An 11,899-nucleotide genomic window follows, 5' to 3' on the forward strand; every position below is an offset into this window, starting at 1 on the left:
CGGGTTTGTGTGGCCCTTGAGGTGTTATAACATTCCTCGGGGCAGCGTCATCCCGTCCTGCCATGGTCAGATGTCACACCAGCCGCAACAGCAGAACAATCACGACACAGCATTCCATAATGGCTGTCGCTATCCAGCGCAGGCCCATATACCCTGTGGGCAAGGCCCCACGCCGCCACCCTGCGCGCTCAACCAGTGCAATGGCGGGAATCGCAACGGCCAGAGTTACCAGCCCTGCGATGGGCTGCCATGCAAAAGCAAGATAGGCTGCAAGCCAGCCCAATACTGCTGGCACCACCCCCAGCAGCAGGCGCGTTGTGTCCAGTTGGCCGGTAGTTGCCGTTACAATGCTGGGTTCAGGCTCCAGTGCCAGCCCCCATTGTACCGCCCCCCAGAAGCTTAGGCACATGGCCCCATAGAAAATAAAAGCCATGAGCAAATTGGGCACAGGCACGCCGGAGTTGAAGAACACAATGCAGCACGCACCAAAAATAAAGGGCAGCAAGCCTGCAATGGTCAGCACAACTGCAAGGAAGGGAAGTTTTTTCATAAGCGGTAGAAGTGCCTCCTCAGCACGTTTTCCTGCATCTGATCGGTTGACAGAAAAGCCCAACACGATGCCACTAGGCAACAACATGGAAACGGCAGAGTCCATGTTTCGTGAAGCACGATAACAAAAAGCAAGACACCGCTGCCGGATACACGCTTATCCGGCGCTATAAACGGGAATGAAAAAAGCATGAGTGCCATTGTAGATATCATTGCGCGTGAAATCCTCGACAGTCGCGGCAACCCTACGGTTGAGGTCGATGTAGAGCTGGCTTCCGGCGCAAAAGGCCGGGCTGCTGTTCCGTCCGGTGCATCCACTGGCGCACATGAAGCCGTTGAACTCCGTGACAACGACCCCAAGCGCTACGGCGGCAAAGGCGTGCTGAACGCCATTGAAAATATCGAGAACGAAATTCTCCCGACTCTTCAGGGTGCCGAATCCTCAGACCAGATCGACATCGACAACGCGATGATCGACCTTGACGGCACACCCAACAAAAGCCGTATGGGTGCCAACGCCATTCTGGGCGTGTCTCTCGCCGTTGCCAAAGCCACAGCAGCCGAACTTCAGGTACCGCTCTACCGCTATGTTGGCGGCGTGTTTGCCCACACCCTGCCCGTCCCGATGATGAACATTGTCAACGGCGGGGAACACGCAGACAACCCGATTGATATTCAGGAATTCATGATCCAGCCTGTTGGCGCTCCAACAGTGTCGGACGGCATCCGGTGGGGTGCTGAAATTTTCGCGCACCTGAAAAAAGCCCTCAAGAACGCAGGCCACAACACCAACGTTGGGGATGAAGGCGGCTTCGCCCCTGCCCTTAAATCTGCAGATGACGCGCTGGGCTTCATTTCCCGCGCTGTAGAATCCGCAGGGTACCGTCTGGGTGAAGACGTGACCTTTGCCCTCGACTGTGCATCCAGTGAATTCTACCGCGACGGCAAATACAACCTGAAAGGTGAAGGCAAGGTTTTTGATGCAGGCCAGATGGTGGCTTACCTTGAAGACCTGACCAAGCGTTACCCGATCGTCTCCATTGAAGACGGCCTGGCAGAAGATGACTGGGAAGGTTGGAGCCTGCTGACTCAGACTCTTGGCAAGACAGTTCAGCTTGTTGGGGATGATCTGTTCGTGACCAACCCTGAGCGCCTGCGCCGTGGCATTGAAGCGGGCGTTGGTAACTCCCTGCTGGTCAAGGTCAACCAGATTGGCACACTGACCGAAACCCTTCAGGCTATCGAGCTGGCCCACAAGGCTGGTTACACGGCCGTTATGAGCCACCGTTCAGGTGAGACAGAAGATTCCACCATTGCTGACCTGGCCGTTGCCACCAATTGCGGTCAGATCAAAACCGGGTCTCTCTCCCGCTCTGACCGTACGGCAAAGTACAACCAGCTTATCCGTATTGAGCAGGAACTTGCGACAGCAGCCCAGTACGCAGGGCGCAGCATTCTGAAGCGCTAACAGCTCTCCTTTTCGGCACGCCGGAGTGGAGCAAAGGGCCGTAGGGGCAACCCTGCGGCCCTTTTTTGCTCTTTACGCGCACGCATCTGCATAGTTTAAACAAATTTACACGCTTAATGTGCTAGATATGGCTGAGTGTAGCGAAGGGATTAAACGAACGTGAAATTGGGTCGCATGATCAGACGCGCCGTACGGGCCGTTGTTCCCCCGCTCGTTTTTCTGGGAATCGCTGGATATTTCGGCTGGAACGCCACACAGGGCGACCACGGCATGAAAGCCTACCAGCAGCAGCTTGGTTTGCTGGATCAGGCCAAACAGGCCCAGCAGGACGCATCGGCCGAACAAGCCGCATGGCGCCGCCGGGTCAATGGCCTGCGTGACCACTCCCTTGACCGTGACACACTGGATGAGCGTGCCCGTGCCATGCTCAACCTGGCAGACAAAAACGATATTGTTGTGCCCTACGACCGGCGCGACCCGCTCTACTAAGTCTTGGCGCAAACCCGGCGTACCGTCTGAGGTTAAGCCGTAGCCCCTAACTGATATTTTTATCATGGCCCGCGCTTACTGCGGGCTATGAGGCTGCCAGCCGGACCAAGCCTATGGGCTAAGCACGTGTGCCTCCGCGCACCGTTGCGCGCCACCCTCTATCCTTCAGCACAAACAAAAAAACGGCACCCGAAGGCGCCGTTTTTTAATTCACCCTAAAAATTAGGCTGAATTATTTGATCTTGGCTTCGCGGAACACAACGTGCTTGCGTGCAACAGGATCGTATTTTTTCAGTTCCATTTTACCGGTGTGCGCACGAGCGTTCTTTTTCGTGACGTAGAAGTAACCGGTGTCCGCCGTGGAAACGAGACGGATCTTGATAACATTGGTCTTGGCCATGGCTTCCTCAGCAGAGCATGATTATACCGGGCACAACGCCCGGGTGGTGTTCAAGTGCGGGCAAAATGCGCATACAAGAGCCAAAGGTCAAGTATTCTTACAGCGTTTATGCGCGAGAATAGCCAAAAGGAGTAAAAAAACATGCTGGATGTGGCTGTTGCGCGCGCCCGAATCCTAGAAAATTTGTCTTCCTGTGGGTCAGAAACCGTTTCACTCGCAGCCGCATGCGGTCGTGTTCTTGCTCAGCCTCTTACGGCGAACCTCTCCAATCCGCCAGTATCCGTCTCTTCCATGGACGGTTATGCCGCCCGTGCGGAGGATGCCTTGGTAGGTGCTACCCTACGCGTAGTGGGAGAAGCCCCGGCAGGCCACCCCTCTCCACTCACGGTCGGCCCCGGTGAGTGCCTGAGAGTATTTACGGGCAGCCAGATCCCTGCGGGAGCGGACTGTATAGTGATACAGGAGAATGTCCGGCAAGACGGCACTCTGGCCACTCTGCAAGCAGCAGGCAGGCTTAATCAGTTTATCCGTCACCAAGGGCAGGATTTTACGGCAGGGCAAACGCTTCTGCCGGCCGGCAAAACTCTTTCTGCCCGCGATATCGGCTTGGCAGCCGCCGCAGGCCACATATGGCTGCCCGTTGCCAGACGCCCCCGTGTGGGTATTCTGGCCACCGGGGATGAGATTATTCTGCCCGGTGAGCCTGCAAAACCAGATTCCATCGTCAATTCCGGTGCGTTTATGGTGAGCGCTTATCTGAACAGTATTGGTGCAGAGGCTATCCTACTGCCCGTAGCGCGGGATAACGCGGCCTCTCTTTCAGCCTCGATCGCACACGCAGCCCATCTGGACCTTCTGGTCACCATTGGCGGGGCAAGCGTGGGCACCTATGATCTGGTGCAGCAAACGCTCAAAGATCACGGGCTTTCGCTGGATTTCTGGAAAATAGCCATGCGCCCCGGTAAGCCACTCATGTCTGGCAAACTGGGCAACACCCCTATGATCGGCCTACCCGGCAATCCGGTGGCTGCCATGGTGTGCTCTCTGGTATTTGTAGCCCCTGCTGTACGGGCCTTAATGGGCCAGCATATAGGCACAGAACTTGAGACTGAAGCTGCCATACTGGGCGCAGATGTAGGTGAGAACGACCAGCGGCAGGATTTCATGCGCTGTACGCTTAGCCTACACGCTGAAAAGGGACTGCCTGTCGTTACGCCCTTTCCGTCTCAGGATTCCGCACAGCTTAACATTCTGGCGCAAAGCCATGCACTGCTTGTACGTGCACCTTTTGCCCCAGCAGAAAAAACAGGGTCAGCCTGCCGCATGATTCGCCTTCCCTAATGTTTTAAGAACAATACCTTAAAATGAAACGCTCGTATGAAGCCCAAAGATCGCTTCGTCTTTTACTCGGTGGCCAGAGCTGTCCTGCACACCCCCGCTGGGGGCGATAATGCCTTGAATATCTGGCTGGACTGACAACCAGCCAACAGCTTGATACTGATACGTCAGTTCCAGATGATATTCATTGCCTTGCGGTGTCGTGCCAGCACGTCGCTCCGAGCGGGCTAAAACAGAGCTGGGTGCTCCCATACCAAACCCCAGCCCCAGCGCATCATCACTCCGCTGACACGGCGCTTGCAGCACTATTCCGGTATCAATGCTGTACACAATCTGGTTGCGGTCAGCGCGGTTTGTCCATGTCCCTCTGGCAAACGCTGCCAGACGTTCCTTACCAGGCAAACGGGCCACAATCTGATCCGCCACAGCATACAGCGCCCAGTTGCCCTTATGTTTTAGCTCTTGTGTTGCTTGATCTGGGAATGAGCCGGTATCCCCATAGCCACCCAACTTGAAATTTCCTTCATAAACAGCATTTTGCCGGTGATATTGCGTTTCAAGGAAAAACAGAGCGCCTGTGCCAAAATGAAAACGTGTGCCACTGGGGTCCTGGTTCTGGTTCCACGGATCATCTTTATTATAAAACCCTGCCCCTATGGGGTTATCGTCCCCTACGGATGCCAAGATCTGCCAAGCCTGATCCGGTTTATAGCTCAGTCGGATAGCAGGCGTTGCGAGTGGTGATGTAGGGCCTTGATCATAAAGGTTATTATCCGGCAGCATCGGCCAGGAAAAAGAGGCATTGAGAAAATTTTGAGCCGTATCGCTGCTCATAAAATCGTGGCTCAGATCCAGCTTACCAATTCGCACATCCAGCTTATCCTGCCAGAATGCCTGACCGTACCAGAGTTCATACAACCTCAGGTTGTCATCTGCCTCAATGCCTGAAACCTGATTGAACACATAGAGAGGCGTGTTGCTAAACGGCCTTCCTCTTATATCAATAGCGCTTATTCCAAACTGCCCTAACTCAAGCCCGGTTATTTTCCGTAAATCGAGTGTCATTGCCACGGTAGTCGCGCCAATATAATTGTTTGACGGCTGGCTCCCACCTACGGGAATACCCCAATATTCATTTTGATCATTTATTTTAAAATCAACGCCGTGCTTGAATAACGTTGTACGGAAACCACCCCAATCTCCCGTCAAAGTCTCTGAATAGGGGGAAGCATCGGCCCAGGCGTTCTGCTGCGCGCCACTGGCAAGGCAAAGAGCCGTTATCATGCCTTCTGCCAACAGCTTCCTTCTCAAAAAATAGAAGGAGCTCATGGTCTTGCCGCTGGAAAGAAATAGTCCATACCTCAGGGCCTAGCGCGAATAGAGAGCACTGGAAACGGCTAATGTCGGACGCCTGATACGCCGTTATGGCACGAGAAAAAACGATATAAGCCCTTGACCCAAAAAGAGAACCTATATAGAACAAATAAAGATTTTTGACCAAGAACATCGTTCTGTTTTGAGGTGTCACCCCATGCTAACCCGTAAACAGCACAAGCTTTTGCTTTTTATTGATTCTCACCTCAAGCAGACCGGATTCTCTCCTTCGTTTGATGAAATGAAGGAAGCTATGGGCCTACGCTCCAAGTCTGGCATTCATCGGCTTATTTCAGGGCTGGAAGAGCGCGGCTTTCTGCGCCGTCATCATCACAGAGCCCGTGCGCTGGAAGTCATCCAGTTACCAGAAATGACGGACCCTACCGAAAATCTGCCTTCCAACGTCATTCGTGGCGATTTTTCGCGGTCGAGTGCGCCACCACACAAAATTCCCCTTTATGGTCGCATTGCTGCGGGCCTTCCGATTGAAGCCTTGTCAGACACGACTGCCTTCTTGGATATTCCCGCAGAACTGACCGGAACAGGCGACTATTACGCTCTGGAAGTTGCGGGAGATTCTATGATCGAGGCCGGGATCATGGACGGGGACTATGTCATCATCAAGCGGACAAACACCGTGGAGAACGGTCAGATTGTGGTGGCGCTTATTGATGATAATGATGTCACGCTTAAACGGCTACGGCGCAAAGGCAAAGCCATCGCTCTTGAGGCCGCAAACCCGAATTATGAAACGCGTATCGTGCCTGCTGAACGCCTGAAAATTCAGGGCAGACTGGCAGCCCTCATCCGGCGTTATCATTAAAAATAGGCTGGAGAAGAGTAAAAACCCTCCCCGGTTACGGCACATTTTGTATGCCATCTCTTTCTTCAAGAAAAATGAAGAAAGAACTTTAAACTCAACACTCAGCGGATATATCCGCCCATGACGGTAGCGTTTCCGCCACGTGGGAAACGGCCTGTGGTGAGACTTCTGCCTGATGCGGTATTTCCGCCAAAATGCGCACTCTGCCTTTTTGTGCAATCGTTTGACTATTGGCGGGGTTGAGTGGGCCGTTCATCACCACACCCGCAATAGCCACACCTTTCTGGCGTAGAGCATCCAGACTTAGCAGTGTGTGATTAATCGTCCCCAACCCGCTCCGGGCCACCAGCACAACTGGCAGGCCCCATTGTTGTGCCAGATCCAGCATCATTAGGCTGTCGGTTGCGGGCACCATAAGGCCGCCCGCTCCTTCTACAACCAGCGGTCTCCCTGCATCATGTAGGGGCAGAGCCAAGCTGGCTGGGTCTATGCTGACACCTTCCGCATGTGCTGCCGCCTCGGGTGACAAGGAAGCCTGGAACGCACCCGCAGGTGGGAAACAGGCTTCTGCCCCGCAACCTGTCAGGTTTTCAATTGTAGGCGTGTCACCTTGCTCGTCAGCCAGACCACTTTGCAGCGGCTTCCAGTAAAGCGCTTTCCAAGCCTTGACCAAACAGGCCGAGACAAAGGTTTTTCCCACCCCTGTATCGGTGCCAGTGACAAATACCCCGGCTCTCGCTGGTTTTTGAAAGCATCCGTAAGCAACTTGCCAGCTAACACCCTGTCCGGCAGCATCAAACCGGGCCATGGCACGCTTTAAACGACGAACGCTCATGGTCTTATGATCAGCCCGAGGCACCTGCGCCCCTGTCTGCCGCAAATGTTGCAAGAAGGCGGCAGCATTCTGGAATTGCTGAACACAGGTCTCCGTCACCCACACGCCAGAACTCAAAGCGGGTCTGAGGCACTGTACCGCAGCGACGGACGGATAAACTGGCGTTCCCGCCTGGTCAGGGGCGCAGGCATCTTGCCATTCAGAAAATGTGCCATCCAGAAGTGTCGAAAATCCTACAATTCCACCGGGCTGCACAATAGTATTCAGACGATTCAGAACATCCTGTGGATGTGCTAACCACTGAAAAACAAGGTTACCGCACACCAAATCAAACTGACCTGCCACATCTGGTTGCGCTGCATCCATTATCCGGAAAGAAACGCCTGTTCCTGCCCGCTTCTGTGCCTGTTCAAGCATATGTGGCGCAATATCGGTGGCGAGAATGTCCGCCTCTGGCCATTCCTCACGCAATAACTGCGTCAAAAATCCAGTGCCGCAGCCTACTTCTAAAATGCGCTGTGGCTGACGATCCCCTAATTTTTGCCGCAAGTGAACCAGGAGTTTTCTGGCGGTGTGCCGTTGAAAAAATGCCGCAGAGTCATAGCTTTCAGCTACTTTGTTAAAGCTGTGGCGAATACGCGCCTCACGGTTAGAAAGCTGGGTCACTCAAACGGCCTTATCAACAAAATTCTGTATTTGCTGCGCGCAAAATTCGGGCTGTGTCAGGGGCAACATATGCCCCCCGGCATGCCATGCTACGGCGTCTATACCTTCAAAAGCAGCGCGGGTCATATCGGAAGGCACTATGGGGTCATCGTCTGCTGCCAGCACAAGCCCCGGTGTCATGCCCGCCGAAAGCAGTGGTCTGACGTCCCCTTGTTCCAGCAGGGACAACCCGGCTTGCAGCGCTGTTAGATTAAAGAACTTCTGATCCTGCGCTGCCAAACCACATCGGGCACGGAAATTATTGACCACCTGGCCAGCATCCCGCAACAATCCTGCCTGCATCCGTGCCAAGATACGCGGCGGTACGCCACACTTAAACTCAGCATCGCTTGCAAAACGGCTGAAGCCGTTAATGGCAATAAACCGGCTTCCCTCCGGCCAAGGCCCAGCCAGCACAAGCTGCATAAACCCCAGAGAGTGCCCTATTCCCAGAATTGGCTGTGTGCCACTCTGCTGCCTTACCTGCGACAAAGCTGTAGGGCCGCTACTGGATGGGTCGGAAAAATACCCTCCGTCAACGGTTATGGCCTGCTGCCAGCCCAACTTCTGCTGAAGTGGCTGCCATATCTCCGGACCACAGGCCCATCCATGCATAAAAACGGGGCGTAACGGCGCTCTCATGATGCTGCCCCGGAGACCGCTTGCACCAAAACTTCTGCAAGCTGATCCACCTGTTCAACAGTGTGATGTGCGTTCAGCACAACACGCAACCGGCAAGCCCCCGGCGGAACTGTGGGGGGCCGTATGGCCACGGCCAGAAAACCAGCAGCCTCCACCGCAGCAGCGGCCCGTAATGCAGTGTGTTCAGGCCCCACAATAATGGGAACAATCTGGGTACAGGACGGGCCAACATCCAGCCCTGCCTTCTCCATCCGCTGGCGCAGTTGGCTTGCAAGCTGGCCTACCCGCTGTCTTGTATGGGCCATGGCGTCAGTATCAATCAGGTCAAGCGCGGCATCCACCGCACCCAACACCAAGGGCGATGGTGCGGTGGAATAAATGTAGCCAGACCCACTATTAATAAGCCACTGGCAAACCGCAGACGAGGAGGCAACAAACGCCCCCATACTTCCCAAGGCCTTGCTGAAGGTGCCTATAACAAGGTTTGCCACCCCACCAGCCAAGCCCTCGCCCTTTTGCCCCAATATGCCGGTGGCATGGGCCTCATCCACACAAAGGAACGCATTATACTGGCAGCAGAGACGGGAGAGGGCTGCAATGTCAGCCTTATCTCCATCCATGCTGAACACACTTTCTGTCAGCACAATTTTCAGGCCCGGCTGGTGGGCGGTCTTGACCAGCAATGCTTCCAGATGGGCGCTGTCATTATGTCTGTACCGCAAAGGCTGGATGCCCGCCGCGGCACAGCCATGGTAAAGGCTGGCATGGATCAACTTATCAACCAGCACGACGGCTGGTGCACCCAGTACCGCCTGTGACAGTCGGGCCAGAGACGGCACAAGCGTAGCATTTGCCTGCCAGCCTGAAGACAGAATACACGCTGCCTCCATCCCTTTTAGCGCCGCCAGCCGAGCCTCCAGCTTCAACGCCCCGTCACAGGTGCCCGTCACAAGACGCGATGCCCCGGAGCCTACTCCATAGCGCTCACCCCATATGAGCGCGCGCTCCAATAACAGAGGGTGCGTACGCAAACCGAGGTAGTCATTGGAGGAAAAATCGACCAGAACAGTGCCATCTGCCCGCCTGAGCAGGCCTGGTTGCGCCGGGTTAAGGCTGCGTGACGTACGAAGACGCCCCTGTTCGGCCAATTTTTCCACGCCGTGCTGGAAAAGAGTATCAAACCGCGTCATGACACCACTCGTGCCGGAGCCGTCGCTTTCGGTCAATCACCAAGAAGGAGAAGAACCAGATGCAAGCGGCTCCAAACGGTCCAACCAACCCAGAATGGTATGAGGAAGGCCTGCCCCATATCTGGCTACCCTATGCGCAAATGAAAACAGCATCCGCTCCTCTGGCTGCTGTTAAGACATACGGGACAACTCTGGAACTGGCAGATGGACGCACTTTGACGGACGGTGTGGCCGCTTGGTGGACTGCGTGCCACGGCTATAACCACCCGCATATCCGTAAAGCGGTTGAAACTCAGTTAGCCACCATGCCGCACATCATGTTCGGGGGCACCGTACATGAGCCCGCTTTGCGCTTGGCGAGCCGTTTGAGCGCCATGCTACCCGGCGACCTGGAGCGCGTATTTTTTACGGATTCTGGTTCGGTCTCTGTTGAAGTTGCCATGAAAATGGCCATTCAGTATCGCTTGAACAAAGGTCAGACGAAACGCACCAAAATGCTGGCGTTCAAAGGCGGGTATCATGGTGACACGCTCGCCACCATGGCCGTCTGCGACCCGGAAGAAGGGATGCACCATCTTTACGGTCAGGCTCTGGCAAAACATATCATAGCCCCCCTCCCGCAGGATGAAGCCAGTACGGCGGAGTTTTATCGTCTGCTCAAACATCATGCGCATGAAATAACCGCCATTATCACTGAGCCACTGGTTCAGGGTGCCGGGGGTATGCTCTTTCATACGCCAGAGGTTCTGCGCATCCTCCGCAAAGCAGCGGATGAGCACGATATGCTGCTTATTCTGGACGAAATTTTTACAGGCTTTGGCCGGACGGGCACACTGTTTGCGTGTGAACAGGCTGGTATTGTGCCGGATATCATAACGCTCTCCAAAGCGTTAACCGGTGGTACCATGGCTTTGGCAGCCACCGTGGCGCTGCGGCATGTGTTTGAGGCCTTTTTATCAGACAATCCAGAACATGCGCTCATGCACGGACCAACTTTTATGGCCAATCCTCTGGCCTGTGCGTGCGCCAACGCATCGTTGGATCTGTTTGAGCAAGAGCCAAGACTGGAACAGGTCCAGCGTATTCAAGCGGTTTTGGCAGAAACTCTGGAGCCGTGCCGTGCTCTGCCCGGCGTCAAGGATGTCAGAACCCTCGGGGCCATTGGCGTGGTTGAACTGGAAAAAATTGCCAACCCGGATGCCCTGCGTCAGCGGTTTATTGCTCAGGGTGTCTGGATACGGCCTTTCCGTTCAATCGTGTACCTCACCCCCGCCTTCACGATTATGGAACAGGACCTCCGCAAACTCACTGCCACTATTTATCGTGTTCTGTCAGAACAAACCTAGAAGCTTAGTCCCACGCGGCTGCGGCGTTATCATCCGCAGCCTTGGCGTCCACCCAGGCACTCCGGCCGTCCGCAAACTGCTCACGCTTCCAGAACGGTGCTCCCGTTTTCAGGCGATCAATCAGGAACGCTGTTGCCTGTAGGGCCTCCGCCCTATGAGCGGCAGCAGACCCCACAAAAACAATCGGCTCACCGATCCCCATAGTCCCAACGCGATGAATAATGGTGCAGTCCAGAAGCTGGAAGCGCTCCACAGCCTCTTGGCCCAATTGGGTCAGTATGGCTTCGGTCATGCCGGGGTAATGCTCAAGCGTCAGGCTTTCCAACCCATCACCCTGCCCTCTGACCTGTCCGATAAAAAGGCTAAGACCACCAACACCAGCCGACAGACCAGAAAGTCGCGCGGCTTCCTGCCCAACATCGAACCTGTCAGATGTGACAACTATGCGGGGCATTGGCAGCCTAGCCCCCTGTCATAGGCGGGAAGAAAGCAATCTCGTCTCCAGCCTTCACAACGCCATCAAACGTGGCCAATGCCTGATTAATGGCAACGCGCAAACGCGGCATACGCTCAAAGATCGCCTTAAGCTCTGGATCATTCTGGCTCAGGATATCCAGCAGCGCACACACGCTCACCGTAGCTCCCGCAGGCAACACAACCTTATCCTGCTCCCGCCCGACCTGCTCCCGCAGGGATGCAAAATACAGGACTGTTACCTCTAATGTCATAGGCTTCCTTAC

The 11,899-nt window shown here is 54.8% G+C and carries 13 protein-coding genes; 5 read left to right on the plus strand and 8 right to left on the minus strand.

Going from position 1 to position 11,899, the window contains the following annotated elements; translation table 11 throughout:
• Window positions 1-73: 73 nt before the first annotated feature.
• Window positions 74-637, minus strand: a complete 564-nt coding sequence (locus tag Abci_RS11655) for a DUF3429 domain-containing protein (RefSeq protein WP_244877663.1) — start codon at window positions 635-637, stop codon at window positions 74-76.
• A 102-nt stretch (window positions 638-739) separates the two neighbouring features.
• Here Abci_RS11655 and eno point away from each other — a divergent pair, with 102 nt between their 5' ends.
• Window positions 740-2,017, plus strand: coding sequence for a phosphopyruvate hydratase (eno, locus tag Abci_RS11660; RefSeq protein WP_048839333.1), 1,278 nt, complete (start codon window positions 740-742; stop codon window positions 2,015-2,017).
• Between the two features lie 159 nt (window positions 2,018-2,176).
• The gene (locus tag Abci_RS11665; protein ID WP_048839334.1) at window positions 2,177-2,506 is read left to right on the plus strand and encodes an FtsB family cell division protein; all 330 of its coding nucleotides are present in this window, start codon (window positions 2,177-2,179) and stop codon (window positions 2,504-2,506) included.
• Between the two features lie 232 nt (window positions 2,507-2,738).
• Here the strand turns inward: Abci_RS11665 and rpmG are convergent, their stop codons facing one another.
• Entirely contained in the window at window positions 2,739-2,906 is a 168-nt protein-coding gene (rpmG, locus tag Abci_RS11670; protein WP_003623017.1) for a 50S ribosomal protein L33, read from the minus strand.
• Window positions 2,907-3,047: 141 nt separating this feature from the next.
• On the opposite strand from rpmG, the gene Abci_RS11675 reads away from it, so the two are divergent.
• Complete coding sequence (locus tag Abci_RS11675; RefSeq protein ID WP_048839335.1) at window positions 3,048-4,247, plus strand: molybdopterin molybdotransferase MoeA; 1,200 nt, start codon at window positions 3,048-3,050, stop codon at window positions 4,245-4,247.
• An 18-nt stretch (window positions 4,248-4,265) separates the two neighbouring features.
• Here the strand turns inward: Abci_RS11675 and Abci_RS11680 are convergent, their stop codons facing one another.
• Complete coding sequence (locus Abci_RS11680; protein ID WP_048839424.1) at window positions 4,266-5,528, minus strand: carbohydrate porin; 1,263 nt, start codon at window positions 5,526-5,528, stop codon at window positions 4,266-4,268.
• Between the two features lie 247 nt (window positions 5,529-5,775).
• Here Abci_RS11680 and lexA point away from each other — a divergent pair, with 247 nt between their 5' ends.
• Window positions 5,776-6,441, plus strand: a complete 666-nt coding sequence (gene lexA / locus Abci_RS11685; protein WP_048839336.1) for a transcriptional repressor LexA — start codon at window positions 5,776-5,778, stop codon at window positions 6,439-6,441.
• 94 nt (window positions 6,442-6,535) lie between these two features.
• On the opposite strand, the gene bioD is transcribed toward lexA, so the two are convergent.
• Genes bioD through Abci_RS11700 form a run of 3 tightly spaced genes read right to left on the minus strand, consistent with a single transcriptional unit; the run spans window position 6,536 to window position 9,813 of the window.
• On the minus strand, window positions 6,536-7,942 hold the full coding sequence (bioD, locus tag Abci_RS11690; RefSeq protein ID WP_048839337.1) for a dethiobiotin synthase: 1,407 nt from the start codon (window positions 7,940-7,942) through the stop codon (window positions 6,536-6,538).
• Entirely contained in the window at window positions 7,943-8,623 is a 681-nt protein-coding gene (locus Abci_RS11695) for an alpha/beta fold hydrolase (protein ID WP_048839338.1), read from the minus strand.
• Window positions 8,620-9,813 carry an aminotransferase class I/II-fold pyridoxal phosphate-dependent enzyme gene (locus Abci_RS11700; RefSeq protein WP_048839339.1) on the minus strand — a complete coding sequence of 398 codons (1,194 nt, stop codon included), beginning with the start codon at window positions 9,811-9,813 and terminating at the stop codon, window positions 8,620-8,622. Before Abci_RS11700 ends, Abci_RS11695 begins: the two co-directional genes overlap by 4 nt.
• A 59-nt stretch (window positions 9,814-9,872) precedes the next feature.
• On the opposite strand from Abci_RS11700, the gene Abci_RS11705 reads away from it, so the two are divergent.
• A complete protein-coding gene (locus tag Abci_RS11705; protein WP_048839340.1) occupies window positions 9,873-11,159 on the plus strand; it encodes an adenosylmethionine--8-amino-7-oxononanoate transaminase in 1,287 nt (428 codons plus the stop codon).
• 4 nt (window positions 11,160-11,163) lie between these two features.
• Here the strand turns inward: Abci_RS11705 and Abci_RS11710 are convergent, their stop codons facing one another.
• Together Abci_RS11710 and moaD are read right to left on the minus strand one after the other, a co-directional pair.
• Entirely contained in the window at window positions 11,164-11,613 is a 450-nt protein-coding gene (locus Abci_RS11710) for a molybdenum cofactor biosynthesis protein MoaE (RefSeq protein WP_048839341.1), read from the minus strand.
• 7 nt (window positions 11,614-11,620) lie between these two features.
• The gene (gene moaD / locus Abci_RS11715; protein ID WP_048839342.1) at window positions 11,621-11,887 is read right to left on the minus strand and encodes a molybdopterin converting factor subunit 1; all 267 of its coding nucleotides are present in this window, start codon (window positions 11,885-11,887) and stop codon (window positions 11,621-11,623) included.
• Between the last annotated feature and the right edge of the window lie 12 nt (window positions 11,888-11,899).

It is taken from the genome of Acetobacter cibinongensis (assembly GCF_000963925.1).
Lineage (GTDB): Bacteria > Pseudomonadota > Alphaproteobacteria > Acetobacterales > Acetobacteraceae > Acetobacter > Acetobacter cibinongensis.